The sequence below is a fragment of the Amycolatopsis bartoniae genome, from assembly GCF_014191255.1.
GTDB lineage: Bacteria > Actinomycetota > Actinomycetes > Mycobacteriales > Pseudonocardiaceae > Amycolatopsis_E > Amycolatopsis_E bartoniae.
In genome coordinates this window covers 109196-132443 of record NZ_JACHWH010000004.1, presented here as the reverse complement: position 1 = coordinate 132443, position 23248 = coordinate 109196, and the positions used below count along the sequence as shown (strand labels likewise).

Here is a 23248-nt window from a genome sequence, read left to right as displayed (position 1 = left end):
GTCAGCGCGGAAAGCCCGAAGCCCGCCAAGCCCCTTCGCCCGGATGAAGCGGCGCCCGCAGCAGCCGCGCCCGGTCGGCCCACCTCGACCGACGTCCCCGGGGAGCCGGAGCCGGCGCCGAGCCCACGCTCGCCAGTACCACTGCCAGCGCCGCCAGCTCGGCGTCGTCCGGGTTGCCCCGGACGACGCGCAGGAACGGTTTCTCGTCACTCATCGCAGCCTCACAGCGGGATGTTGCCGTGCTTCTTGGGCGGCAGCGTCTCGCGCTTGTCCCGCAGCATGGACAGCGCGCGCGTCACGTGGCCGCGCGTGTGCGACGGCACGATCACCGAGTCCACGTACCCCCGCTCGGCCGCTTCGTACGGGTTGAGCAGCGTGTCCTCGTACTCCTGGATCAGCTGCGCCCGCAACGCCTCGACGTCCTTGCCCTCCTCGGCCGCCTTCTGCAGCGTGCGCCGGTGCACGATGTTCGCCGCGCCCTGGGCACCCATCACGGCCACCTGCGCTGTCGGCCAAGCCAGGTTCACGTCCGCACCCAGGTGCTTCGAGCCCATCACGTCGTACGCGCCGCCGTACGCCTTCCGCGTGATCACCGTGACCAGCGGGACCGTCGCCTCCGCGTAGGCGTAGATCAGCTTCGCGCCGCGGCGGATGATGCCGTTCCACTCCTGGTCGGTGCCGGGCAGGAAGCCGGGCACGTCGACGAACGTCAGCACCGGGATGTTGAACGCGTCGCACGTGCGCACGAACCGCGCCGCCTTCTCCGACGCGTCGATGTCGAGGCAGCCCGCGAACTGCGTCGGCTGGTTGGCCACCACGCCCACCGCGTGCCCGTCGACGCGGCCGTAGCCCACCAGGACGTTCGGCGCGAACAGCTCGTGCACTTCGAGGAACTCACCGTCGTCCAGCACGCGGGTGATCACCTCGTGCATGTCGTACGGCTGGTTCGGCGAGTCCGGGATCAGCGTGTTCAGCTCGGCGTCGGTCTCGGTGACGCCGTCCGCGATGGAGCCCTCGGTGGGCTCGGGCGAGTCGAACACCGGCGGGTCGGACAGGTTGTTCGACGGCAGGAACGACAGCAGCTCCTTGACGTAGGCGATCGCGTCCTCCTCGTCCGAGGCGAGGTAGTGCGCGTTGCCCGACTTCGTGTTGTGCGTCCGCGCGCCGCCCAGCTCCTCGAACGTGACCTCCTCGCCGGTCACCGTCTTCACCACGTCGGGACCGGTGATGAACATCTGCGAGGTCTGGTCCACCATCACGACGAAGTCCGTCAGCGCGGGGGAGTAGACGTGGCCGCCCGCGTTCGCGCCCATGATCAGCGAGATCTGCGGGATGACGCCGGACGCCTGCGTGTTGCGGCGGAAGATCTCGCCGTACAGGCCGAGCGAGACCACGCCCTCCTGGATGCGCGCGCCGCCGCCCTCGTTGATGCCGATGATCGGCCGCCCGGTCTTGATCGCCAGGTCCATCACCTTGACGATCTTCTCGCCGTACACCTCGCCGAGCGAACCGCCGAACACGGTCACGTCCTGGCTGAACACGCACACCGGACGGCCGTCGATGGTGCCGTAGCCGGTGACCACGCCGTCGCCGTACGGGCGGTTGCGCTCCTGCCCGAAGTTCGTGGAGCGGTGGCGGGCCAGTTCGTCCAGCTCGACGAACGAACCCGGGTCGAGCAGCAGGTCGATCCGCTCGCGCGCGGTCTTCTTGCCCTTCGCGTGCTGACGCTCGACGGCCCGCTCAGACCCCGCGTGCACCGCCTCGTCGTAGCGGCGGTAGAGGTCGGCGAGCTTCCCGGCCGTCGTGTGGATGTCCGGTTCTTCCGCCGGGGGCGTCCCGATCGGCTCCGTCGCGCTGCTCATGTTTTCGGAGCTTAACGACTGCTCACCGGGCTCGCGTGTGGCGTGAACCTCACCGGGTGGCGTGCACGGCGGCGAACAGCTCCTTCAGGCGCTCCGGCCAGGCGGCCAGCGCCGCGTCGGCGTGTTCCGCGGGCAGGACGTGGGTGAGTTCGAGCCGGTGACCGAGCTCGGGGTCGGCGAACAGCTCCCACCGCACGTGACCCGGGTTGCCGTCGTGCTCCAGCAGACGCGGCGGCTCGGCTTTCGTGGCCTTCGGCTGTCGCGCGGCGAGGACCTGCCAGGCGTGGTCGAGGGGAGCCCAGATCAGGTCGAGCGCGAAGTGCAGTTCGGTGGTGTCGGTGCGCGTGCCCGCGAGCAGGCCGAAGCGGTCCAGGTAGGAGGTGATCACCGAGGTCCAGTCGGTGAACGGCTCCGCCTCCCGGCCGTCGAGCTGCGCGTCGAGCGCGGTGAGGCAGTAGTCCCACCCGGCGGCGTTGCGCCCCGCGGTGAGGCGGCCGCCGCCGATGGTCTGCGTGAAGTGGAGGACGCAGCCGTCGCCGTCGGGAACGAGTTCGAGCCGCAGCACGTCGTGGTGCCACCGGAACGCGTACACCTTGGGTGGGTCCAGTTCGAGGACCTCGCCGTCGCGGAACCGGTCCGTTCCGGGGACGGTGAACGTCATCGGGGCGCCGACCGTCAGCTCGGTCTCGACGGCGGCGGGAAACCAGTGCGCCATCTCGGCGGGGTCGGTGATCGCACGCCACACCTTCTCGACCGGGTGCCGGAACCGCCGTTCGAGCCGCAGCACCGCGTTGCCGCCGACCGTTTCGAGCCTCGCGTCCATCAGTCGTCTCCCTGGCTGTCGAGGTGGCGTTCGAGGGCGTCGAAGCTCTGCTCCCACATCCGGCGGTAGGGCGCGAGCCACTCTTCGAGCTCCACGAGCGGCTCGACGCGCAGCCGGTACCAGCGGCGCTGGGCGTCCTGCCGGACCTCGACCAGGCCCGCTTCGCGCAGGACCTTCAGGTGCTTCGACACCGCGGGCTGGGTGAGGGACAGCCGCTCGACCAGGTCGCCCACCGGGCGCTCGCGGACACGCAGCAGGTCGAGGATCTCCCGACGGCGGGGCTCGGCCAGCACCTCGAACGTTGATGCCATACGATGAATATAACTACTGAGGCATGTTTGCTGTCAAGAACCGGCCAGGGGTGACGCCGTAGTACCGCTTGAACCAGCGGGTGAGGTGGCTCTGGTCGGCGAACCCCGTGCTCGCGGCGACTTCGGCGGGCGTCCGGCCTTCGGTGAGCAGGCGACGCGCGGCGCGCAGGCGGAGCTGGCGCTGGTAGTCGCTCGGCGCGAGGCCGTACGCGGCGACGAAGGCGCGGTGCAGCGCGAAGCGGCTGCAACCGGCGACGTGCGCGAGGTCCTCCGCGCGGAGGTCTTCGGCGTACGCGGCTTCGAGGAGTTCCCGTGCGCGCCGGACTTCGCCGGACGGGGAGTGTGTGCGGATGGGGCGGGTCGACGCGCGCCGGACGAGTGCTCGAACCGTCGCGTGCAGGGCCTCGTCCTGTGCGAGGCGGGATTCGGAAAGGGAGCCGTGGAGGCGGCGCAGGGCGTCGGCGAGCGCGTGATCGCACAGGACCGGTTCGGCGAACAGCGGCAGCCCGACGGTGCGGTCGCCGGTGTCGCGCAACACTTCCGCGACCAGCTCGGGTCCGATGTGGACGATGCGGTACGTGAACCCGTCCTCCTGCGCCGCCCGGCCGTCGTGCGGGTCGTCGGGGTTGAATGCCATCACCATCCCCGCCACGCTGGCGCGGGCGGCGCCGCGGCAGGTGAACGCCTGCGTGCCGGTTTCGGTGACGCCGAACGAGTAAGTCTCGTGACTGTGCCGGTGGTAGACGTGCCGCTCGAAGTGCGCGTGCATCGCTTCGAGCGGCCGGTCGGGTGCCCGCCAGTAGCTCGCCCAGTCCATGCCCGCGATTGTCCCGCACGAGCGTTCAAGACCGGCACGCGTGTGGTCGTGAGGATGGCGGCATGAAGACGAAGATCGCGGTGGTGGTGCGGGACGACCTGGCGACGTGGCAGCGGCTCAACGTCACGGCGTTCCTGGTGAGCGGGATCGCGGCGCGCTTCCCGGAGACGGTGGGCGAGCCGTACGAGGACGCGTCCGGGCAGGAGTACCTGCCGATGTTCGGGCAGCCGGTGCTGGTGTACCAGGCGGATGCGGGCGGGCTCCGGGTCGCGCACGGGCAGGCGCTGGCACGTGAGTTGGCGGTGGCGGTCTACACGGAGGAGCTCTTCGCGACCGGCAACGACGTGGACAACCGCGCCGCGGTGCGGGCCGTGGCGACCGAGAAGCTCGCGCTGGTGGGGATCGCCGTGCACGGGTCGCGCAACGCGGTCGACAAGTCGCTCAAGGGGCTTCCGCTGCACCCGTGAGGCCGGACAGGAGGAGTTCCAGGCCCTCGCGGAACTCCTCCTCGGGCCCGATGTGCCGGGCGGCCCTGGCGGTTTCGGCGAGCACGGGGAAATCGTCCTGAGTGGACAGTTGCACCGTGCCGGCGCCGGAAAGTGGGCTGTAGAACGCTGTTTGCAGCGCGCCGAGCACGTAGCTCAGGTACGCGCGGAAGGCGATCACCCGCTGTCGGCCCGTCAGCCCGGCTTCGGCGAGCGTCTGGAGCACCAGTTCACCCCAGCGGCGGGAAGCGGTCGACGTGTGCCGGTGGAGGAGCAGCAGTGGCACGACGGCCGAATGCTCGCCGACGACCTCGCGCACCCGCTCGGCCAGCAGCACCAGCCGGTCGTGCGCGGAGGTCCGGGGGAGCGCCAGGTCGACGAGGTCGAGGACGAGGTCCACGACCAGGGCTTCGAGCTGCGCCCGGTCGTCGACATAGCGGTAGAGCGACATCGTGCCCATGCCGAGCTCCTTGGCGACCGCGCGCATCGTCAGGGCTTCGAGCCCGTCGCGGTCGAGCACGGCGAGCGCCGCCGTGGCGAGCTGGGCGGGCGTCAGCGAACGGGGTCGAGGCATGGCGGTTGACAGCGTACAAGATACGCGAATAGCGTCATGAGCGTACGTTGTACTCCTAACGAGAGGGCGCCGTCATGGAGACCTACGAGAGCGTCACCGGCGAACGGATTTCCGTGCCCGATCCCGAGCGCCTGGTGCACCTGCAGTTCCGCCGCTTCGCGGGGTGCCCGGTGTGCAACCTGCACCTGCGGTCGTTCGTCCAGCGGCACGAGGAGGTCGTCGGGGCCGGGATCCGGGAGGTGGTGTTCTTCCACTCGCCGGCGGACGAGTTGCGGGTGCACGTGGAGGATCTGCCGTTCGCGGTGGTGGCGGATCCGGACAAGCGGGTCTACACGGCCTATGGCGTCGAGTCCCGGGCGCGGGCGCTGGCGGACCCGCGGGTCTGGGGGACGATCGTCCGCGCCGTGGTCACCGGTCTTGTCAAGCGGGCGCCGTTGCCGTCGCTCACGCCGCACGGCGGCAGGCTGGGGTTGCCCGCGGACTTCCTCATCGCGCCTGGCGGCGAAGTCGTGGCGAGCAAGCGAGGGCGGCACGCGTACGACCAGTGGTCGGTCGACGAGCTGCTCGCGCACGCCGACGACTTCTTCGGCGCGCGGCGGTCTGTTACGTGAGACGCTGGATCTCCGACCCCGGGATGTGACCATGTTCTCGAAGACCAGGCTGGCCCGTCTGCACGATGTCATGTCGCGGCACGTCGAAAGTGGTGCGATCCCCGGCGCCGTCACGATGGTGAGCCGGCGCGGCGAGGTGCACGTCGATGTGGTCGGCGCGCAGGCGTACGACGGCGCGCCGCTGCGGCGCGACTCGCTGTTCCGGATCAGTTCGATGACCAAGCCGATCACTGCGGTCGCGGCGCTGACGCTCGTCGAGGAATGCGTGCTGCGACTTGACGACCCCCTCGACGACGTGCTGCCGGAGCTGGCGGACCGCCGGGTGCTGCGTGACGTGGCGGGACCGCTGGACGACACCGTGCCGGCGCGGCGACCGATCACGTTGCGGGACCTGCTGACTTTCCGGATGGGTTTCGGGATGCTGCCCGAGTCCTCTCCGCTTCAGGCCGCGGCGATGGAGCGGTCGGTCGCCGTGGGGCCGCCGAACCCGGCGGAGTACCCGGCGCCGGACGAGTGGCTGCGGCGGCTGGGGGAGCTGCCGCTGGCGTACCAGCCGGGCGAGCGGTGGCTCTACCACACGGGTGCCGATGTGCTGGGGGTACTGCTCGAACGGGTGTGCGGCAAACCGCTCGACGATGTGCTGGGGGAGCGGGTCTTCGGACGGCTCGATATGCGGGACACTGGTTTCTATACGTCCGATGTGGACCGTCTGGTGACGGCTTATGGCCCGGATGACTCGGTTTTCGATGAGCCGTCGGGACAGTGGAGCAAGCGGCCGCCGTTCCTGTCGGGCGGCGGAGGACTATTGTCCACAGTGGATGACCTCTCGGCTTTCGCGCACGCATTGCTGGGAGGCGGGGGAGAAGTGCTGTCCCGGCGTATGGTGGAGCTGATGACGACCGACCAGCTGACGCCAGAGCAGAAAGCGCTTTCCGGCTTCTTCCCGGGCTACTTCGACAACCGTGGCTGGGGTTTCGGAGTGGGGGTGGTGACGCGGCGGGACGGCATCGCCAGGACCCCGGGCCAGTTCGGCTGGGACGGTGGCCTGGGTACTTCCTGGTGGGCGGACCCGAAGGAGGAGCTGACCGCCGTGCTGCTCACCCAGCGCGCCGGTTTCCCCGACCAGAACCCAGTGGTATCGGACTTCTGGACGACGGTATACCAGGCGGTGGTGTGATTTTAGGTGGGTGGTGGGTGGTGTCGGTGAAAGCGCTTTCTCCCCGGGTTAGACGAGGCGCTTCCCGGGAGGCGGTTCCCGCCGACTCGGGGGATGCTGTCCACAGTGAGCCTCTCAGGCTCGCAGGTTCCCGCAAAAGCGGTCGCGGCGGCCCCTGCGAAAACGCTTTCTTGCCCCCCACCGAACCTCACCGGCTCTTCGTCCGTACGTGTATCCGTTCCCCCTGGGGGCCGAACAGGCTCAAGAACTCCACCGGCCGTGAATCGGCGTTGCCGAACCAGTGGGGGTTCCTCGTGTCGAATTCCGCGGCCTCTCCCGCCCGCAGCACGGTGTCCTGCTGCCCCAGCACGATGCGCAGCCGGCCGCTCAGCACGTACAGCCATTCGTAACCCTCGTGCGTCCGCAGTTCCGGCTCGGTCCGCCCGCCCGGCATGATGTGCTTGAAAGCCTGCACCCCACCGGGATTGCGGCTCAGCGGAATGATCGTCATCCCGTCCCGCGTGATCGGCTTCCCGTGCACCCGCAGATCACTCGTGCACGGCGCCCCGACGAGCTCGTCCAGCGGCACCTGGTGCGCCCGGGCCAGTGGCAGCAACAGCTCCAGGCTCGGCTTCCGGCTACCCGACTCCAACCGCGACAACGTGCTCACCGAAATGCCCGTCGCCTCGGAAAGGCCCGCCAGGGTGGCGCCCCGTTGCTTGCGCAGCGCCCGCAGCCGCGGGCCCACCGTCGTCAACACCTCGTCGAACTCGTCCACCTCAACATTGCAGGTTCGGCAAGACGATTTGTCAAATCGGCATGTGGCGCACGAGACATCGAGCGCGGGAAGAGACCGCCCGCGATCGCAGTTCACCCAGGTAGATCCGGGAAAGGTCCCGGACCTGAGCCGCCCAGGCCGCTCTTACGACCTGCCCGACTCGTTCCGCTCGACGGAGGTGTTGGCAATGTCGTTGAACCCGCGTTTCGGTGTCGATGTGCTCGGAATCCTGGCCGGAGCGTTCGTCGCGGTGGCCGCCGTGGCGTTCACCGCTCCCGTGGCCGGCTGGATCGCCTTCGGGGTGTCCACCGGGCTGGCCGTCCTCGGGGCAACGGGCGCGGTCCTCGCGAAGAGGCTGTCGGCCCGCATCGGGCACGGCGTACTCGGACTGGTGGGCCTGTGGTCGCTGATCGCGGCCCTCGTGTTCACCACCCCGGCGCTCGTGTTCGCGGACGCGCTGGCCGTGGTGCTCGTCGCACTGGTCGACCTGACCGTGCACGAGGCCTCGACCGAACGGGTGGTGCACCAGCTCGACGTGCGCACCCCGGTGACCGAGAAGATCGCCTGACACGGCAGGGTCCGGCGCACACGAGCGCCGGACCCTTCACGGGCTGTGGCCCGGCGCACGCAAGCGCCGGGCCATTCACCTGTCCAGGCTCGCCAGCAGCGCGCGCTTGTCCGGTTTGCCGCTCGCCGCGACCGGCACCGACTCGACCACCGTGATCGTCGACGGCACCGCCGCTTCGCCGAGTTTCTCCCGCACCGCAAGGCGAAGCGCGTCCAGATCCGGGCTGCGGCCCGGCACCGCGACCACGAACGCGTGCGCCGCCTCACCCGTTCGCTCGTCCGGCGCGGCGACCACGTACGCCTCGTCGACGTCCGGGTGCGTGGTGAGCGCGTTCTCGATCGGCCCGGCGTAGTGCAGGATCGCGTTCACGATGATCACGTCCCGCGCCCGTCCCGCCAGGTAGACGTAACCGCGCTCGTCCACCTGGCCGAGGTCGCGCGTGCGCACCCAGCCGTCGCGCAGCACCTCGCCCTCGTCCGCACCGCGGTAACCGCGGAACGCGTTGGCCGTGCGGACCCAGATCTCACCCGGCGTCCCCGCCGGCACCGGGTTCCCCTGCTCGTCACGGACTTCCAGCTCGACCCCGGTCCACGGCCGGCCCACCGACGCCGCGGCCTCCGGATACGCCGCCGCCTCCTCGGCGGTGAGCAGGCACAGCATGCCGGTCTCGGTCTGCCCGTAGCCGTGGTGCACCGCGTCACCGATCAGGTCGTACGCCGCCACCAGCCGGTGTGGCGGCAGCGGGGAACCGGCCACGAGCAGTGACCGCAGCGACGTCAGGTCGACCTCCTGCTCGCGCAGTTCGTCGAGGATCGCGTGGAGCCGCGGCACGGTCACCAGCACCGCCGTGACGCGCAGCTGTTCGAGCACCTGGGGGAACATCGGCAGCGCGTCCGGGATCACCGCCGTGCCGCCGCCGAGCAGGCAGAACGCGAGGTGCTCCACCATCACCGCGCTCGCGAGCGTGCCGAACAGCAGGTACCGCCGGTACCGCTCGGCGAGCCGCCGGGTGTCGGCCGTCCAGCCGTCCGGTTGCCAGGCCCAGTACGCGCTCATCGCCGCGTACGTGAACTCGACGCCCTTCGGCAGTCCGGTGCTGCCGCTGGTGTACGTGACGACGGCGAGGTCTTCCGGCCGCCCCCGCGGTTCCAGCGGCATCGGGGCCGCGGGAAGTTCGCCCAGCGGCAGCACTTTCCTCGCTGCCGCAAGGAGTTCCGGCGGCACGCTCTCGTCGGCGATCAGCACGTCGGAGTCGGCGAGGACGTGGGCCGCGTGTGCCGGCGGCAGTCCGGTGTTGACGACGACCACGCGGCACCCGAGCACGTGGGCGGCCAGCCGGACCGCGAAGCCCTCGGGCGTCACCCCGGTGGCGACCGCGACTCCCGCGTGGTCCAGACCAGCGGCGTGCAGCCCACCGGCGTACCGCGCGACCAGGTCGAGCAGCCCGGCCCGGGACACCACGCGGCCACCGCATTCAAAGGCCGGAATGTCGGAATTCGCCTGAAGTGCGTCGAGAAATGCGCGCGGGAAGACTTCTGTCATCGGATCTCCGTCCGCAGCTGTCGTTCTGCCGCCGTTGTACCAGAGTCCGTCCGGCCGTGGGGAAATTGTCAATCCTTGTCAACACGCGTCCGTTCGGCGCAACTTCCTTGCGCACTCGTTCAAACTTCAACTAGCTTGGGCCGGGTCGGATTGGGAGGAGACTTTCGTTGTCCAGTCAGGAAACCTTTGACTACCTCGTCGTCGGCGCCGGGCCCGCCGGGCTCCAGATGGGCTACTTCCTCGCCCGCGCCGGACGCAGCTATCTGATACTGGAAGCGGGGGAAGCGCCCGGATCCTTCTTCACGACGTTCCCCCGCCACCGGCAGATGATCTCGAACAACAAGGTGCACACCGGGTGGTCGGATCCGGAACTGAACCTGCGGGTGGACTGGAATTCCCTGCTGACCGAGGAGAACGATCCGCTGTTCACCCGGTACACCCCGCGGTACTTCCCGCCCGCCGACGTGTTCGTGCGCTACCTTGGCGACTTCACGACCCGGCACGGATTGGCCATCCGCTTCGGCACGCGGATCGTGGAGATCACCAGGCCGGACGACTTCGTGCTGCGCGACCAGGACGGCACCACCTACCGCGCCCGCCGGGTGATCATGGCGACCGGCGTGAGCAGGCCGTACATCCCGGACATCGAGGGCGCCGAGCTCGCCGAGCACTACGCCGGCATGGACGTCGATCCCGCCGCCTACACCGACCAGAAGGTGCTGGTCATCGGCCGCGGCAACTCGGCGTTCGAGACCGCCGACAACCTCATCGAGACCGCCGCGGTGATCCACGTCGCCGGGCCGGGCTCGCTGAACCTGGCGTGGCAGACCCACTTCGTCGGGCACCTGCGGGCGGTCAACAACAACTTCCTCGACACCTACCAGCTCAAGTCGCAGAACGCGTTGCTGGACGGGCGGATCCTGAGCATCCGGCGCGACGGGGACAAGCTCGCCGTGCGGGTCAGCTTCCAGCGGGTCGACGAGGTGGTGAAGGAGATCCGGTACGACCGGGTCCTGCTCGCGACCGGGTTCCGGTTCGACGCCTCGATCTTCGCCCCCGAGTGCAGGCCGGAGCTGGCGATCAAGGACCGGTTCCCCGCGCAGACGGCGGCCTGGGAGTCGGTGAACGTGCCGGGCCTGCACTTCGCCGGCACGATCACGCAGGTCCGCGACTTCAAGAAGTCGACGAGCGGGTTCATCCACGGCTTCCGCTACGGAGTCCGTGCGCTGCACCGGATCCTGGAACACCGGCACCACGACGTGCCGTGGCCCTCGCGCGAGCTGGACGGCTCGCCGGAGTCGATCGCGAAGGCGGTCATCGAGCGCGTCAACCGGACCTCCGCGCTGTGGCAGATGTTCGGGTTCCTCAGCGATGTCGTGTTCGTCGCGCCGGACGGCACCGCGCGCTACGTCGAGGAGATCCCGGTGGCGTATCTGCACGAGGCGGTGGCCCGCGGCGAGTTCGGCGACGTCGACGCGTACTACGCCGTCACCCTCGAATACGGCGCCGACCACGACAAGGTCAACCCGTTCGACATCACGGCCGGGCGCCCGTCGCAGGACCGGGCCACCGGTCTCGACGGCCGGTACCTGCACCCGGTGGTGCGCCGGTACCGCGCGGGTGAGCTGGTCAGCGAGCACCACGTCACCGAGAACCTGGAGAACGAGTGGGACAGCGAGCAGGTGCACCAGGCGCCGCTGCGTGAGTACCTGCGTGCCCAGCAGCCGGTGAGCCTGTCGTGATCAGCCTCGCCGAGCTGCACGAGGTGGCACGGCAACGGCTCGCCCCCGAGCACTACGACTACTTCGCCGGCGGCGCGGCGGACGAGATCGCGCTCGAGGACAACGAGCAGGCGTTCCGGCGGCTCGCGCTGCTGCCCCGGATCCTGCCGGGCAGTGCGCGGCGGGACGTCGCGGTGAACCTGCTGGGCGCGTGGGCGTCGATGCCGGTTTTCGTGTCCCCCACGGCTTTTCACCGGCTGGCGCACTCCGACGGGGAGCTGGCGACCGCGCGGGCGGTGGCGGCCGCGCGCACGGTGCTGATCGCGAGCATGGCGGCCACGACGACGATCGGTGACATGGCGGCCGCCGCCCGCGCCGTGGACCCCGACGCGGCGCTGTGGTTCCAGCTGTACCTGCAAAGCGACACCGAGGTGACCGACCTGCTCGTGCGGCGGGCGACGGACGCGGGCTGCACGGCGCTCGTCGTCACCGTCGACTCGCCCGTGTTCGGGCACCACGAGCGCGACCGGCGGCACGGGTTCACCGACCTGCCCGAGGGGCTGGCCGCGGAGAACATGCGCGACCTGCCCGGCGGACCGCGCAACATCGAGATGTCGCCCGTGCTTTCGTGGGACGACCTGGAAAGGCTACGGGCGTCGACCTCGTTGCCGTTGGTGCTCAAGGGAGTTCTGCACCCCGAGGACGCGCGCCTCGCCGTGGAGCGCGGGTTCGACGGGATCCTCGTGTCCAACCACGGCGGCCGCCAGCTCGACGCCGTGCCCGCCTCGATCGACGCGCTGCCGCGGATCGCCGAGGTCGTCGGCGGCCGGGTGCCGGTGCTGCTCGACGGCGGCGTCCGGCGTGGCACGGACGTGGTGATCGCGCTCGCGCTGGGCGCCACGGCGGTCGGCATCGGGCGTCCGGTGCTGTGGGGCCTCGCGGCCGACGGGGAATCCGGGGTGCGGCAGGTGCTGGAGCTGCTGCGCGGGGAGTTCGACCACGCGCTCGCGTTGTGCGGCGGGCGCGGGCTGGCGGACCTGACGAAGGACCTCGTCACCGTCCGCGGGCCGGAGGTGGGCAAGTGGTGAAGCTCGCGGATCAGGTCGTTGCCTTGCGGGGCAAGGTGTTCGAGCTCGTCAACGGCGACAGCGCGATCACGTTCCCCAACGAGCGGTTCGGGCCCGAGCGGTTCCGGGAGATCTACTCGCACCCGGCGGCGCGCGGCCGCAGCGAGGGTGCGGGACTGTCGGACCTGTTCTGGTACTGGCTTTCCCCGGGGCCCGAGGTGCACCAGGAGCACCTCGAAGACGGGCCGCGGTACGACGACGTGGCCCGGGCCACCCTGCGGATCCTGTCCGGCCCGAGTGACCGCCTCGCCGACATGGCCACCCGCGCCACGGCCGCGGTGCTCGACGGGTTCGGCGGCGGGCTCGTGCGGTTGCGCGACCTGATGATGCCGGTGTGGGCGGAGTACTGCTACGAGCTGGTGTTCCAGGAGTCGTGCCCGCGGGAGGCGCGGGACCTGATCGTCGGGCACGCGAACGACGTGGTGACGGCGTTGAAGTGCACCGGTCTGCGGCACATGGGGCGGCGCAACCGGCTCACGCGTTACCTGGCGCAACGGCTGGGAGACGTGCCGCACGAGCTGCCCGCGTCGCTCAGCCCCCGGGAGCAGGTGCATTACCTGCAAGGCACGTTCTTCAACACCGCCGTCGTGCAGCTGTCCGAGGGCATGGCGCACGTCCTGCTCGCGCTCGCGCAGCATCCCGAGGTACAGGAGCGAGCGTCCGAAGGGGACGATCGATACCTGTCGCACGTGCTCGACGAAACCATGCGGCTGTACCCGTTGTTCGGCATCGCGCATCGGATCACCAAGGGCGAGATCACGCTGGACGAGGATACCACGCTGCCCGCGGGATCCGTGCTGTGCTTCAGTTATCCCGCGTACCACGCCACGGGCTACGAGGACCCCGAACGGTTCGACCCGGACCGCTGGGAAGCGCTTTCCGCCAAGGACGCGCACCACATCCCGTTCGGCATCGCCGCGAACCGGCCGTGCCCGGCCTGGCGGCTGGCCCCGCTCGCGATGCGCGCTTCGCTCAAGGAAGTGTTGCGCCGCTTCACACTCGACTCCACCGTCGAGCACACCCGGTCCCTGCCGAGCCGGGGGCCGTGCCTGCTGGTGCCGCATGGAGAAAGCGTTTCCCCGACGCGAATGCGTGCGATCCGGACGTTCCTGCGCGTGCGCGACCGGTGGGAGGAGGTGTGGCGCAGCTTCGTGCAGCTCGGTCTCGGCACCTGGATGGTGCTCGACGCGCGGCATCGGCGCCTGGCCGGCCGCTACTTCGCAGAGTCTCCTGAAAGGACATCGTCTTGTCCGCTACCGAACTCGCTCCCGCCTTCTTCCTCGCGCTGATCGTCATCCTCCTGGTCTGCCGGCTCGTCGGCTGGGTGCTGCGGGCCGCGGGCCAGCCACCCGTGGTGGGGGAGATGGTCGCCGGTGTCGTGCTCGGCCCGTCCGTGCTGGGCCTCGCGCTGCCCGGGGTCGAGGACTTCGTTTTCCCGCAACAGCTGCGGCCCGTCCTGTACGTGGTCGGCCAGATCGGCCTCGTCGTGTTCATGTTCAAGGCGGGCTACGAGTTCCGCACCGAGCAGATCCGGCGGGTGGCGGGCCCGGCGAGCCTGATCTCCGCGGCCGGGATGGTGGTGCCGCTGCTGCTCGGGGCGCTGCTGACTTGGCTCGCCCGCGGCAGGGTGCACATCTTCCCGCCCGGCGTGCCGCTGTTCGTGTCGGTCTCGTTCGTCGCCGTGACGATCGCGATCACCGCGTTTCCCATGCTGGCGCGCATCATCAACGAACGCGGGCTCACCCACACCCGCTTCGGCTCGCTCTCGCTGGCGTGCGGCGCGCTCGACGACGCGGTGGCCTGGCTGCTGCTCGCGGGCGTGATGAGCGTGGCTGCCGGCAGCGCGGGCCCGGTGTCGCTCGCGCTCGGCGGGACGCTCGTGCTGCTGGCCATTCTGCTCGCCGCGCTGAAGGTGCGCGGCCGGTTCGACACGGCGAGCAGCAGGCTCGCGCCGGAACACCTGCTGCTCGCCGTCGTGGTCCTGTTGTTCCTCGCCGCCTGGTACACCGACAAGATCGGGCTGTACGCGGTGTTCGGTGCGTTCAGCCTCGGCGTGGTGTTCCCGCGGACCGAAGCCGTCGAACGCGCGGTCGCCACGCTGACGCCGGTCGCGACCGTGTTCCTGCCGCTGTTCTTCACCTACTCGGGGCTCAACACCGACTTCGGGCTGTTGGTGCAGCCGTCGGTGCTGCTGTTCGCGGTGGGTGCGCTCGTGGTCGCGGTCGCGGGCAAGTTCGGCGCGTGCTGGGCGGCGGCGCGGTTGACGGGCGAGTCGAACGAAATCGCCCTGCGCGTCGGCACCCTGATGAACGCGCGCGGTCTCATGCAGCTGATCGCGATCAACGTCGGCCTCGCCGCGGGCATCGTGACGCGCGAGCTGTTCAGCGTGCTCGTGCTGGTCGCGGTGGTGACCACGGTGATGGCGACGCCCATGCTGAGCCTGTGGGACCGCCGCGAGGTCAGGCGGCGCGCTCCCGCGGAACTCGCTCCGCAGACCTGATCGCCCGGTCCGCGAGGAACGCCCCCACGGCGGGAATCAGGCTGAGCAGCCGGACGCGGACGTCCCGCGAGCGCGCGCACGCCAGCGCGATCCCGGCCAGGTAGGCGGTGCCGTGCAGCGGGCCGACCACGGCGGCGACCTGCGGCACGTGCACGGTGGCGAGGTTGCCGAACAGGACGAGCAGGCTCAGCGCCTCGACGAGGGCGACGACACGCACGCTTCACACCCCCGTCGTCGAGCCGGGCCGCACGATCATGAGCACCACGACCACCGCCCACAGCAGGGCGAAGATGCCGGTGACCATGCCGAGGTTGGGGCCGGTCGGTGTCTCGTCCCGCTCGACGGCCGCGAGGGTGCGGCGTTGCGCGGGCACGATCACCGCGGCGAGCAGCACGCCGGCGAGGGCGGTGAGCGCCATCGAGATCACGAGCCACGCGTCGCCGAGGACGCCCATCTGCGCGCCCAGCGCGATCCCGAACACCGGCACCGCGAGGCCCGCGACCGCGTAGCCGCCGCTGATCCGGTGCAGGGCCCGCAGCACGCCGGGCTCCTTCTCCCGCACGTAACGCGGGAACAGGCTCGCGGCCACGGTCACCGGACCGATCAGCACGATCGCCGCGAGGACGTGGACGCTGAGCAGGACCTTGTTCACGGTTCACCTCCTGGTTTCAGGCAGACTGTAACCCAAGTTTGAGCCTGCCTGAAACCGGGTCCTCTGAGAAGATGCCGCACGTGACAGTTCCGCAACCGCCCGCATCGAGCCCCGCGATGCTGCTCGTCCTGCTCGGCCGGCGGCTGCGCACCCGCATCGACGCGGACTTGAAACGCACGGGGCTGTCGCTGCGGCACCTGTCGGCGCTCGGCCACCTGAACGGGCGACCGGGCCTGTCGTACAGCGAGCTGGCGCGGCGCGCGGGCGTGACGGTGCAGAGCATGCAGTCGACGCTGGCGCAGCTGGAGACGCTGGGCGCCATCGAACGGCGGACCGAACCGGGCCGCGGCCGCACGGCGGAGCTGCACGTGACCGAAACGGGTGCGGAGCTGCTGTCGAAGGCACACGAGACGGTCCGCGCCGCGGACGAGACGCTGTTGAACGCGGTGAACGAGGACGAGCGCGCGCTGACGATGCTCCTGCTGCGAGCCCTCAAGGCCCTGGAGTGACCACCCGCTGTCGCCGACGTGGCGGAACCCGGCCTGCTCGTAGAAGCGCCGCAGCCTTGATGGCAACGAGTTTCGGCTGCCGCACCGTGGACATCAACCCCACCTCCGCGCTCAGCCGATCGACTCCGCCAGTTCCACGATGATCCCCTCCGGCCCGCGGACGTAGCAGAGCCGGTAGACGTCGCCGTAGCGCTCCACCTCACCGACGAGCTCCGCGCCGTGCGGGCGCAGCCGGGCGAGCGCCGCGTCGAGGTCGTCGACCGCGAACGCCAGGTGGCGCAGGCCCACGGTGTTCGCCGGCGCGTGCGGGTCGGCGTTGTGGGCCGGCGGGGTCTGGAACTTCGACAGCTCAAGGCGGTTGTGGCCGTCCGGGGTCGCCAGCATCACGATCTGCGACCGCACCCCTTCGAGCCCCACCACCCGGTCCACCCAGTCGCCGCCGACCGATCCTTCGCCCTGTCGCCGCAGCCCCAGCTCCACGAAGAAAGCCGTCGCCGCCGCGAGGTCCTCGACCACGACACCCACGTGGTCCATGCGCTGAACCGTCATGACTTCCTCCTCGATCGCACGCGGGCGGCCTGGCGCACCAGGTGCTCCCGCTCGGTGATGTCCGTGGCGAGCCGCGCCGCCGACGCGTACGCCGCGCCCGCGGCAGGCAGGTCGCCAGCCAGCTCGTGCAGGTGGCCGCGAACCGCGTGCCACCGGTGCCGGCCGCCGAGCACCTCGCGCAGCCGGTCGGTCTCGCGCAGTCCCGCCGCCGGACCGCGCACGTGGCCCACCGCGACGGCACGCGCGAGCACGGCGGCGGGGTTCTCACGCACCGGATCGTCGGTGAGGGCGACCAGGTCGTCGTACCACTCCAGGATCTGCGGCCAGTCGGTCTCCTCGGCGCTCGCCGCGTCGTCGTGCAGCGCGGCGATGGCCGCCTCGATCTGGTACCGGCCCGGACGCTCAAGTGCCAGCGCCGACTGCAGGACACGCACGCCCTCGGCGATCTCACGCGTGTCCCACAGGCCGCGGTCCTGCTGGTCCAGCGGAACGATCCGGCCGTCCGGATCGAGCCGCGCCGGAAGGCGGGCGTGGTTGAGGAGCATCAGCGCGAGCAACCCGCGCGCCTCCGGTTCCGCCGTGGCGAGGGTGAGCTGCCGGGCGAGCCGGATCGCCAGATCCACCCGCCCCGCCGTGTAGACGAGGTAGAGCACGCGCAGCACGACGGCCAGGTCACCGGGCCGGTCCAGGCGGCGCCCCCGCAACGTGCGCTTGGCCCGGCTGATCCGTTGCGCCATCGTCGCTTCCGGCACGAAGAAGGCGTCCGCGATCTCCCGCGTGGTCAGCCCGCCGACGGCACGCAACGTCAACGCCACCTGGGAGGCGGGCGCGAGGTCGGGGTGACAGCAGCAGAAGAGCAGGAAGAGGGTGTCGTCACCCTCCTCGGTGACTCCTGGCCGCGGCTCGGCGTACGTCGTCTCCTCGCGGCGGTTGCGGGCCACCTCGCTGCGGCGGGCGTCGACGAGCCGCCGGGTCGCGACCGTCGCCAGCCACCCGCCCGGGTCACGCGGCGGGTGTTCGGGCCACACCCGCAGCGCCTCCAGCAACGCTTCCTGCAACGCGTCCTCGGCGGCGTCGAAGTCCTCGCCCCGCCGGACCAGCCCGGCGAGCACCCGGGGGACGAGGGCACGCAGCGCGCCCTCGTCCAGCTCCGCCGTCATGCCGCGTCGAGGCCGAGTGGCGCGTGGGACAGGACCTCCCGCACGTCGATCCACTCGTGCAGCGGCGTTCCGCCCGGGCCGGGCTCCGAGGAGATGTAGGCCGCGAGCTCGACCGCGCGCTCGTAGGACTCGACGTCGACCAGGTACCAGCCCGCCACGAGGTCGTTGGTCTCGGGCAGCGGGCCGTCGGTGACGACCGGCGCGGCGTCCGGGCCGCCGTAGCGCACCCAGGTCTGCGCGGGCGTGACCGCCTGCACGTCGACGAGCTCGCCGTTCTCCTGGAGCATCTCGTTGACGTGCTTCAGGAAGGCGAAGTGCGCCTCCACGTCCTCAGGCGCCCACTGGTCCATCGGCGGAAACGGGTGGTGCGGGGTCGGGCCGCCGCTGTAGTGCTTGAGGAGCAGGTACTTCGGCATCGGGATCTCCTGGTGTCGTGGGGCCCGTCTTGGCCCCTGCACCTGGTGAGCGGAGCCGTCCGGAACTTCTCGACATGCAACCACGGAAAAGTTCGGCGCAGACTTCCGCAGGCCGCCGCACCACGCCTTGAGCGGGGTCACCGCCGCTCGGCGGCTGCTTTCGCGGCTCGCTCGATCTCCGCGGTCCGCGCTTCCCGGACGGCCGCGTCGCGCTGCGGGCTCGCGTAGCCGGCTGCCACCCCCGTCGCGCCGTCGAGCTCTTCCCGCAGGATGTCGGCGTGCCCGGCGTGCCTGCTGGTTTCGGTGAGCACGTGGACCAGCACGTTGAACAGCATCACGTCGGGGCGCGGCCACCAGGGCACGTGACCGGGGGAGTCGATGTCGAGGGCGGTGATCGTCGCGTCGGCGTGCGCCCAGACGCGCCGGTAGCGGCTCACGATCTCCTCGCGCGTCTCGTGCTCGGTCGCCCACAGGTCGGTGCCGCGTTTCGCGGTGTCGTCCCAGTGCAGCAGGGGTTCGGGAAAGGGGCGGCCGAAGACCTCGCCGAAGTACCGGGACTCCGCCACCGACAGGTGCTTGACCAGGCCGAGGAGGTTGGTGCCGGTAGCGGTCAGTGGCCGGCGGACGTCGTACTCGCCGAGCCCGTCGAGCTTCCAGAGCATCGTCTCGCGGATCTCCCGCAGCTCGCCGTGCAGGTACTCTTTCGCGAAGTCGTCCATCACGGGCACGAGCCTGTCACGCGCCCGGACGCTAACCCGTGGGCCGCCCCGCGCCGGCGTAGTCGTCGCCCGCCACGTGGTACGTCGCGATCTGGATGGCCATCCCCGTCTGGGGCGCGTTGATCATCAGGCCGTTGCCCAGGTACAGGCCCACGTGGTGGATGCGCGTGGCCGGGCTGCCGTAGAACACGAGGTCGCCGAGCGCGGGCTGCTGGTTGCCCGGCACGGCCGGTTCCGTGCGGAACTGCGAGTCCGCCGTCCGCGGCAGCGAGACGCCCGCCGAGTCGTACGCGGCCTTCGTCAGGCCCGAGCAGTCGAACCCGGCCGCGCCCGCGTCCGGCCCGTTGCCGCCCCACACGTACGGCAGGCCGAGCTGGTCGAGCGCGAACCGGACGGCCCGCACCGACGGCGCCGACGCCGTCTGCGGCGCCAGCGACAGCGCCGCGTACAGCTGCGCGTTGCCCAGTACCTGCTGGCGGAACAGGTCGGAGTCGCGGTAGTTCGCGATCGCCTTCCACCAGCCGAGCCCGGCCTGCAGGTTCGTCCCGCCCGCGCACAGCACCCGCCCGGCCGCGACGGCCGCGTCGTCGATGTCCTGCAGGTCGCCCTTCGTGCCGGCGCGCTTCCACTCCTGCTGCGTCAGCTGCATCGGGCCGCCGCGCGGCTCGCTCGCCGCCTCACCGGCCGCGCCCTGCAGCGGGACCGCGCCGAGCGCCTTGGCCAGCGCGCCGCTGCCGGTGACCGAGTCGCCCCCGTACCGTCCGTGGTCGGAGCTCGCCTTGCCGATACCCGCTAGCGTGACCCAGGACAGATGGCAGTCCGGCTGCTCCTTGCGCAGCGTCAGCTCGCCGGTGGCGTAACCGACCAGCGCGCGCTCGGGGATGTCCAGCGCGCCGCTGAGCCCGGCAGCCCACTTCTCCAGCTCGCTCGCGCCCTGCTGCTGGGGAGCCTGCGCCTGCACGGGCGCGCTCACCTCCAGCACCGACGGGCCCGCCGCGGTCGCCGCATTGCCCTCGGCCTGCGCCGCGGCCACCGCCGGCAGCGCGGGAGCCGGCTGCGGTTTGCGCACGAGAATCCAGCCGGATGTCACCAGCGCGCCCACGATGATCAATGCGATCAGGGCCCGGCCCGCCACCGCACGGGCCCACTTCGGGAAACGAATGGTCACCACCCCGAGATTAGGGAACTTTCTGCTCCCCTAACGAGTGAATCGCCCAAGCGTTATTAGTCTCCCGCACATGACCGAGATCAACCCCGCCCGGCTGCGCACCGAGCTCGTCGGCCCGTACGCGGCGCTGGACGTCGTCGCCACCACCGGCTCGACCAACGCCGACCTGCGGGCGGCCGCCGTCGCGGGCGCGCCCGACCGCAGCGTGCTCATCGCCGAGGAACAGACCGCGGGGGTGGGCCGCAGGGGACGGGCCTGGAGCTCCCCGAAGGGCAGCGGCCTCTGCCTGAGCGTCCTGCTGCGCCCGCAGGGCGTCGCGTTCGCCGACCTCGGGTCGCTGTCCATCGTCGCCGGGCTGGCGGTGCTGGACCTCGCCGCGGACCTCGGCGTCGACGCGGCGCTGAAGTGGCCGAACGACGTCCTCGCGGGTGCCGACCGCGGCAAGTGCGCCGGCATCCTGGCCGAAGCCGTCGCCGCCGAGGAGATCGCCGTCGTGCTCGGCATCGGCCTCAACGTGCGGCCGCTCGGCCCCGGTGTGCGCCCCGGCGCGGGCGGGCTGCCGCCCACGTCGCTGTTCGAGAACGGCGCCCGCACCACCGACCGCACCGAGATCGCCACCATCCTGCTGACGGCGTTCGCCGAGCGCGAGGCCCGCTGGCGCGCCGCGGGCGGGGACCTGGCCAGGGCCGGGATGCTGGACGAGTACCGCGGCGCGTGCGCGACGCTGGGGCAGCAGGTCCGGGTCATGCTGCCCGGCGACACCGGTCTGCTCGGCACCGCCACCGACGTCGACCCCGCGGGGCAGCTCGTGGTGGTCGAGGAGAACGGCAAACGGCACTTGGTGTTCGCCGGGGACGTGGTCCACCTGCGGGCGGTACCGTGACCCCACCGGAAACCGAGAATCGGAGGGTGCCGACGTGGCGTACCCGGAGGACCTGCTCAGCGAGAACGAGCAGGTCATTGTGCACAGCCATCCGCACTTCAAGATGCTCATCTGGCCGGTCTTCTGGCTGGTCGTCACCGTCGGTGTCGGCGTCTGGCTGCTGACGCTCACCGGCGGGCTCGCCGCGCCGTGGCACAACGTGGCGGAGATCGCCATCGGCGTCGTCGGCGTCCTGCTGATCTGCTGGCTGTTCCTCGCGCCGCTGATCCGCTGGCGCACCACGCACTTCATCGTCACCACGGACAGGCTGATCACGCGCGAGGGCGTCATCAGGCGCGTCGGCATCGACATCCCGATGAGCCGGATCAACAGCGTGCAGTTCGAGCACGGCCTCGTCGACCGGATCTTCGGCTGCGGCACGCTCGTGGTCGAGTCGGCGTCGGACGAGCCGCTGCGCTTCGACGACATCCCGTCGGTCGAGCGGGTGCACACCGTGATCTACCGCGAGGTCAACGACAACCCGTACGACGACTTCTCCGGCGGCGGCGCGCAGCCGACCCGCGGAAGGCGCTGACATGGGTGTGCGGGAGCTGGGCCTGCCGCAGCGGGCCGCGGTAGGTGGACTGCCGTCGCGCGTGACGATCTGGGAGGTCGGGCCGCGCGACGGGCTGCAGAACGAGAGCGCGATCGTGCCCGTCGAGGTGAAGCTGGAGTTCCTGGACCGGCTCGCCGACGCGGGGCTGACCACGCTGGAGGCCACCAGCTTCGTCTCGCCGAAGTGGGTGCCGCAGCTGGCCGACGCCGAGCAGCTGCTCGAACGCCTCACGCGCCGCGAAGGCGTGCGATACCCGGTGCTGGTGCCCAACGAGCGCGGCCTGAAGCGGGCGCTCGACGCGAACTGCCGGGACATCGCGATCTTCGGCAGCGCCACGGAGACCTTCGCGCAGCGGAACCTCAACTCGACGGTCGAGAAGCAGTTCGACATGTTCGCGCCGGTGGTCTCGGGAGCGCTCGACGCCGGGATGGACGTGCGGGCGTACCTGTCGATGTGCTTCGGCGACCCGTGGGAGGGGCCGGTGCCCTACTCGCAGGTCGTGTCGGCGGGAAAGCGGTTGCTGGAGCTGGGCTGCTCGCAGCTGTCGCTGGGCGACACGATCGGCGTCGCCACCGCCGGGCAGGTCGAGGGCCTGCTCGCCGCGTTCGCGGACGCGGGCGTCGGGCCGGAGCGGCTCGCGGTGCACTTCCACGACACGTACGGCCAGGCGCTGGCCAACACCGTCACCGCACTGCGCTGCGGCGTGTCCACAGTGGATTCCTCGGCCGGGGGCCTCGGCGGGTGCCCGTATGCGGAGTCGGCCACGGGCAACCTCGCCACGGAGGATCTGCTGTGGACGCTGGACGGCCTCGGCGTCGAGACCGGGGTCGACCTGGGCAAGCTCGCCGCCACCAGCGCGTGGATGGCGGAGCGGCTGGGCAGGCCGAGCCCGTCACGGGTGGTCTCTGCACTGACCGGGTGAAGATTGTGCCGGAGCGGGAACCTGAGCGGCCGGGCGCGCGTCGGACCTCGAAGCCGATCGCTGCATCGACGTCAGGAGGCTGCCGTGAGCGAGCACCGCGCGCAGGTCGAGGAGCTGCTGGCCGGGTACCGGCGCAGCCGGGAGCAGCTCGCCTCGGTGCAGCGTGAGCTGACGTCGGTCACGGCCTCGGCGAGCGACGCGGACGGGCTGGTCACGGCCACCGTCGGCCCGCGAGGCACGTTGACGGGGCTGGTGATCAAGGACGAGGCGTACCGCCGGTGCCGTCCGGCGGAGCTGGCCGACCGGATCGTCCGCGTGACGGCGGAGGCGACGGTGCGGGCGCTGACCGCCGCGGGGGAGGTCCTGGCCCCGGTGCTGCCGGGCGGCACGGACCCGCAGGCGTTGTTGCTCGGCACGGCCGACCTCGGGGCGGCGGAGGTCTCGAAGCCGAGACACGCGCTCGACGAGGACAGTTACGAGGACCGCAGCTGGATCTCCCGGTGAGCGGGTTCGAGGCCGACGTCGAGCGGCTTTCCGCGCGGGCGGCCGATTTCGGCGGCCTGGTGGAGCGGGCCGCGCGCATCTCGGCGGAGCTGGAGCGGGCGGTCGGCGGCGCGCCGTGGGGTGCGGACGGCGTCGGCCGGAGCTTCGCGGCGGCGCACGTGGGCCCGGCCGCGGAGACGGCGGAGCGGGTGCGCGGGCTGGCCGAGCGGCTGGCGGAGGCGGGGGGCAAGTTCGGGGAGGCGGCGCGCCGGTACCGGGCGAGCGACTCGGCGGCGGCGGACGCGGTCCGGGACTGA

General features: G+C 71.1%; 29 protein-coding genes. 14 read left to right on the top strand and 15 right to left on the bottom strand.

Features of this window, described 5'->3' with window-relative positions:
• Position 1: 1 nt before the first annotated feature.
• The 5 genes from FHX82_RS21990 to FHX82_RS21970 are packed head-to-tail and all read right to left on the bottom strand — an operon-like array spanning position 2 to position 3813.
• A complete protein-coding gene (locus FHX82_RS21990; protein ID WP_145937929.1) occupies positions 2 to 214 on the bottom strand; it encodes an acyl-CoA carboxylase subunit epsilon in 213 nt (70 codons plus the stop codon).
• Positions 215 to 221: 7 nt separating this feature from the next.
• Positions 222 to 1862, bottom strand: a complete 1641-nt coding sequence (locus FHX82_RS21985) for an acyl-CoA carboxylase subunit beta (protein ID WP_145937928.1) — start codon at positions 1860 to 1862, stop codon at positions 222 to 224.
• A gap of 49 nt (positions 1863 to 1911) precedes the next feature.
• Positions 1912 to 2685, bottom strand: coding sequence for an SRPBCC family protein (locus tag FHX82_RS21980; protein WP_145937927.1), 774 nt, complete (start codon positions 2683 to 2685; stop codon positions 1912 to 1914).
• Positions 2685 to 2996, bottom strand: a complete 312-nt coding sequence (locus tag FHX82_RS21975; protein ID WP_145937926.1) for an ArsR/SmtB family transcription factor — start codon at positions 2994 to 2996, stop codon at positions 2685 to 2687. Before FHX82_RS21975 ends, FHX82_RS21980 begins: the two co-directional genes overlap by 1 nt.
• Before the next feature lie 13 nt (positions 2997 to 3009).
• Positions 3010 to 3813 (bottom strand): AraC family transcriptional regulator, encoded by an 804-nt coding sequence (locus FHX82_RS21970; RefSeq protein WP_145937925.1) that lies wholly within the window; start codon positions 3811 to 3813, stop codon positions 3010 to 3012.
• Between the two features lie 62 nt (positions 3814 to 3875).
• Here FHX82_RS21970 and FHX82_RS21965 point away from each other — a divergent pair, with 62 nt between their 5' ends.
• Positions 3876 to 4280: a DUF2000 domain-containing protein gene (locus tag FHX82_RS21965; protein WP_145937924.1), complete on the top strand. Its 405-nt coding sequence runs from the start codon at positions 3876 to 3878 to the stop codon at positions 4278 to 4280.
• Here FHX82_RS21965 and FHX82_RS21960 read toward each other — a convergent pair.
• Positions 4255 to 4872, bottom strand: a complete 618-nt coding sequence (locus FHX82_RS21960; protein ID WP_145937923.1) for a TetR/AcrR family transcriptional regulator — start codon at positions 4870 to 4872, stop codon at positions 4255 to 4257. The two genes, FHX82_RS21965 and FHX82_RS21960, sit on opposite strands and share 26 nt — an antisense overlap.
• Positions 4873 to 4946: 74 nt before the next feature.
• On the opposite strand from FHX82_RS21960, the gene FHX82_RS21955 reads away from it, so the two are divergent.
• Positions 4947 to 5483, top strand: coding sequence for a peroxiredoxin-like family protein (locus tag FHX82_RS21955; RefSeq protein WP_145937922.1), 537 nt, complete (start codon positions 4947 to 4949; stop codon positions 5481 to 5483).
• Between the two features lie 31 nt (positions 5484 to 5514).
• Positions 5515 to 6660 (top strand): serine hydrolase domain-containing protein, encoded by a 1146-nt coding sequence (locus FHX82_RS21950; protein WP_229881333.1) that lies wholly within the window; start codon positions 5515 to 5517, stop codon positions 6658 to 6660.
• 187 nt (positions 6661 to 6847) lie between these two features.
• Here FHX82_RS21950 and FHX82_RS21945 read toward each other — a convergent pair whose 3' ends face one another.
• Positions 6848 to 7417 (bottom strand): helix-turn-helix domain-containing protein, encoded by a 570-nt coding sequence (locus FHX82_RS21945; protein ID WP_145937921.1) that lies wholly within the window; start codon positions 7415 to 7417, stop codon positions 6848 to 6850.
• A 187-nt stretch (positions 7418 to 7604) separates the two neighbouring features.
• On the opposite strand from FHX82_RS21945, the gene FHX82_RS21940 reads away from it, so the two are divergent.
• Positions 7605 to 7985: a hypothetical protein gene (locus tag FHX82_RS21940; protein WP_145937920.1), complete on the top strand. Its 381-nt coding sequence runs from the start codon at positions 7605 to 7607 to the stop codon at positions 7983 to 7985.
• Between the two features lie 75 nt (positions 7986 to 8060).
• Here the strand turns inward: FHX82_RS21940 and FHX82_RS21935 are convergent, their stop codons facing one another.
• Positions 8061 to 9527 (bottom strand): class I adenylate-forming enzyme family protein, encoded by a 1467-nt coding sequence (locus FHX82_RS21935; RefSeq protein ID WP_145937919.1) that lies wholly within the window; start codon positions 9525 to 9527, stop codon positions 8061 to 8063.
• 167 nt (positions 9528 to 9694) lie between these two features.
• On the opposite strand from FHX82_RS21935, the gene FHX82_RS21930 reads away from it, so the two are divergent.
• From FHX82_RS21930 to FHX82_RS21915, 4 genes are read left to right on the top strand one after another with little or no spacing between them, the layout of a single operon-like run.
• Positions 9695 to 11269, top strand: coding sequence for an NAD(P)-binding domain-containing protein (locus FHX82_RS21930; protein ID WP_145937918.1), 1575 nt, complete (start codon positions 9695 to 9697; stop codon positions 11267 to 11269).
• Positions 11266 to 12336 carry an alpha-hydroxy acid oxidase gene (locus FHX82_RS21925; RefSeq protein ID WP_145937917.1) on the top strand — a complete coding sequence of 357 codons (1071 nt, stop codon included), beginning with the start codon at positions 11266 to 11268 and terminating at the stop codon, positions 12334 to 12336. Before FHX82_RS21930 ends, FHX82_RS21925 begins: the two co-directional genes overlap by 4 nt.
• Positions 12333 to 13664 carry a cytochrome P450 gene (locus FHX82_RS21920; RefSeq protein WP_229881331.1) on the top strand — a complete coding sequence of 444 codons (1332 nt, stop codon included), beginning with the start codon at positions 12333 to 12335 and terminating at the stop codon, positions 13662 to 13664. Before FHX82_RS21925 ends, FHX82_RS21920 begins: the two co-directional genes overlap by 4 nt.
• Positions 13622 to 14875: a cation:proton antiporter gene (locus FHX82_RS21915; RefSeq protein ID WP_145937915.1), complete on the top strand. Its 1254-nt coding sequence runs from the start codon at positions 13622 to 13624 to the stop codon at positions 14873 to 14875. The genes FHX82_RS21920 and FHX82_RS21915 overlap by 43 nt, the downstream gene beginning before the upstream one ends.
• Here the strand turns inward: FHX82_RS21915 and FHX82_RS21910 are convergent.
• The gene (locus FHX82_RS21910; protein WP_145937914.1) at positions 14835 to 15092 is read right to left on the bottom strand and encodes a DUF3817 domain-containing protein; all 258 of its coding nucleotides are present in this window, start codon (positions 15090 to 15092) and stop codon (positions 14835 to 14837) included. The two genes, FHX82_RS21915 and FHX82_RS21910, sit on opposite strands and share 41 nt — an antisense overlap.
• Before the next feature lie 3 nt (positions 15093 to 15095).
• Positions 15096 to 15527, bottom strand: coding sequence for a DUF2269 family protein (locus FHX82_RS21905; protein WP_145937913.1), 432 nt, complete (start codon positions 15525 to 15527; stop codon positions 15096 to 15098).
• Between the two features lie 71 nt (positions 15528 to 15598).
• Here FHX82_RS21905 and FHX82_RS21900 point away from each other — a divergent pair, with 71 nt between their 5' ends.
• Positions 15599 to 16036, top strand: a complete 438-nt coding sequence (locus tag FHX82_RS21900; RefSeq protein ID WP_145937912.1) for a MarR family winged helix-turn-helix transcriptional regulator — start codon at positions 15599 to 15601, stop codon at positions 16034 to 16036.
• 111 nt (positions 16037 to 16147) lie between these two features.
• On the opposite strand, the gene FHX82_RS21895 is transcribed toward FHX82_RS21900, so the two are convergent.
• The 5 genes from FHX82_RS21895 to FHX82_RS21875 all read right to left on the bottom strand — a co-directional run bounded on the left by FHX82_RS21895 (position 16148) and on the right by FHX82_RS21875 (position 20048).
• The gene (locus FHX82_RS21895; RefSeq protein ID WP_145937911.1) at positions 16148 to 16585 is read right to left on the bottom strand and encodes a VOC family protein; all 438 of its coding nucleotides are present in this window, start codon (positions 16583 to 16585) and stop codon (positions 16148 to 16150) included.
• Positions 16582 to 17745: an RNA polymerase sigma factor gene (locus FHX82_RS21890; protein WP_145937910.1), complete on the bottom strand. Its 1164-nt coding sequence runs from the start codon at positions 17743 to 17745 to the stop codon at positions 16582 to 16584. Before FHX82_RS21890 ends, FHX82_RS21895 begins: the two co-directional genes overlap by 4 nt.
• The gene (locus FHX82_RS21885; protein ID WP_145937909.1) at positions 17742 to 18161 is read right to left on the bottom strand and encodes a YciI family protein; all 420 of its coding nucleotides are present in this window, start codon (positions 18159 to 18161) and stop codon (positions 17742 to 17744) included. Before FHX82_RS21885 ends, FHX82_RS21890 begins: the two co-directional genes overlap by 4 nt.
• A gap of 137 nt (positions 18162 to 18298) precedes the next feature.
• Positions 18299 to 18880 (bottom strand): DinB family protein, encoded by a 582-nt coding sequence (locus tag FHX82_RS21880; RefSeq protein WP_221216411.1) that lies wholly within the window; start codon positions 18878 to 18880, stop codon positions 18299 to 18301.
• 31 nt (positions 18881 to 18911) lie between these two features.
• Positions 18912 to 20048: a C40 family peptidase gene (locus FHX82_RS21875; RefSeq protein ID WP_145937907.1), complete on the bottom strand. Its 1137-nt coding sequence runs from the start codon at positions 20046 to 20048 to the stop codon at positions 18912 to 18914.
• Positions 20049 to 20118: 70 nt separating this feature from the next.
• Between FHX82_RS21875 and FHX82_RS21870 the strand changes: the two genes are divergently transcribed.
• The 5 genes from FHX82_RS21870 to FHX82_RS21850 all read left to right on the top strand — a co-directional run bounded on the left by FHX82_RS21870 (position 20119) and on the right by FHX82_RS21850 (position 23248).
• Positions 20119 to 20931: a biotin--[acetyl-CoA-carboxylase] ligase gene (locus FHX82_RS21870; protein WP_145937906.1), complete on the top strand. Its 813-nt coding sequence runs from the start codon at positions 20119 to 20121 to the stop codon at positions 20929 to 20931.
• A 34-nt stretch (positions 20932 to 20965) separates the two neighbouring features.
• Positions 20966 to 21505: a PH domain-containing protein gene (locus FHX82_RS21865; protein ID WP_145937905.1), complete on the top strand. Its 540-nt coding sequence runs from the start codon at positions 20966 to 20968 to the stop codon at positions 21503 to 21505.
• A 1-nt stretch (position 21506) separates the two neighbouring features.
• Positions 21507 to 22448 (top strand): hydroxymethylglutaryl-CoA lyase, encoded by a 942-nt coding sequence (locus FHX82_RS21860; protein WP_145937904.1) that lies wholly within the window; start codon positions 21507 to 21509, stop codon positions 22446 to 22448.
• A gap of 84 nt (positions 22449 to 22532) precedes the next feature.
• Positions 22533 to 22952: a YbaB/EbfC family nucleoid-associated protein gene (locus FHX82_RS21855; protein ID WP_145937903.1), complete on the top strand. Its 420-nt coding sequence runs from the start codon at positions 22533 to 22535 to the stop codon at positions 22950 to 22952.
• Positions 22949 to 23248, top strand: coding sequence for a hypothetical protein (locus tag FHX82_RS21850; RefSeq protein ID WP_145937902.1), 300 nt, complete (start codon positions 22949 to 22951; stop codon positions 23246 to 23248). Before FHX82_RS21855 ends, FHX82_RS21850 begins: the two co-directional genes overlap by 4 nt.

What these genes read in the sequence shown, in the direction of transcription:
- FHX82_RS21990 (WP_145937929.1), bottom strand. Translation starts at nt 214, where the DNA reads ATGAGTGACGAGAAACCGTTCCTGCGCGTCGTCCGGGGCAACCCGGAC.
- FHX82_RS21985 (WP_145937928.1), bottom strand. Translation starts at nt 1,862, where the DNA reads ATGAGCAGCGCGACGGAGCCGATCGGGACGCCCCCGGCGGAAGAACCG.
- FHX82_RS21980 (WP_145937927.1), bottom strand. Translation starts at nt 2,685, where the DNA reads ATGGACGCGAGGCTCGAAACGGTCGGCGGCAACGCGGTGCTGCGGCTC.
- FHX82_RS21975 (WP_145937926.1), bottom strand. Translation starts at nt 2,996, where the DNA reads ATGGCATCAACGTTCGAGGTGCTGGCCGAGCCCCGCCGTCGGGAGATC.
- FHX82_RS21970 (WP_145937925.1), bottom strand. Translation starts at nt 3,813, where the DNA reads ATGGACTGGGCGAGCTACTGGCGGGCACCCGACCGGCCGCTCGAAGCG.
- FHX82_RS21965 (WP_145937924.1), top strand. Translation starts at nt 3,876, where the DNA reads ATGAAGACGAAGATCGCGGTGGTGGTGCGGGACGACCTGGCGACGTGG.
- FHX82_RS21960 (WP_145937923.1), bottom strand. Translation starts at nt 4,872, where the DNA reads ATGCCTCGACCCCGTTCGCTGACGCCCGCCCAGCTCGCCACGGCGGCG.
- FHX82_RS21955 (WP_145937922.1), top strand. Translation starts at nt 4,947, where the DNA reads ATGGAGACCTACGAGAGCGTCACCGGCGAACGGATTTCCGTGCCCGAT.
- FHX82_RS21950 (WP_229881333.1), top strand. Translation starts at nt 5,515, where the DNA reads ATGTTCTCGAAGACCAGGCTGGCCCGTCTGCACGATGTCATGTCGCGG.
- FHX82_RS21940 (WP_145937920.1), top strand. Translation starts at nt 7,605, where the DNA reads ATGTCGTTGAACCCGCGTTTCGGTGTCGATGTGCTCGGAATCCTGGCC.
- FHX82_RS21935 (WP_145937919.1), bottom strand. Translation starts at nt 9,527, where the DNA reads ATGACAGAAGTCTTCCCGCGCGCATTTCTCGACGCACTTCAGGCGAAT.
- FHX82_RS21900 (WP_145937912.1), top strand. Translation starts at nt 15,599, where the DNA reads ATGCCGCACGTGACAGTTCCGCAACCGCCCGCATCGAGCCCCGCGATG.
- FHX82_RS21895 (WP_145937911.1), bottom strand. Translation starts at nt 16,585, where the DNA reads ATGACGGTTCAGCGCATGGACCACGTGGGTGTCGTGGTCGAGGACCTC.
- FHX82_RS21890 (WP_145937910.1), bottom strand. Translation starts at nt 17,745, where the DNA reads ATGACGGCGGAGCTGGACGAGGGCGCGCTGCGTGCCCTCGTCCCCCGG.
- FHX82_RS21885 (WP_145937909.1), bottom strand. Translation starts at nt 18,161, where the DNA reads ATGCCGAAGTACCTGCTCCTCAAGCACTACAGCGGCGGCCCGACCCCG.
- FHX82_RS21880 (WP_221216411.1), bottom strand. Translation starts at nt 18,880, where the DNA reads ATGGACGACTTCGCGAAAGAGTACCTGCACGGCGAGCTGCGGGAGATC.
- FHX82_RS21870 (WP_145937906.1), top strand. Translation starts at nt 20,119, where the DNA reads ATGACCGAGATCAACCCCGCCCGGCTGCGCACCGAGCTCGTCGGCCCG.
- FHX82_RS21860 (WP_145937904.1), top strand. Translation starts at nt 21,507, where the DNA reads ATGGGTGTGCGGGAGCTGGGCCTGCCGCAGCGGGCCGCGGTAGGTGGA.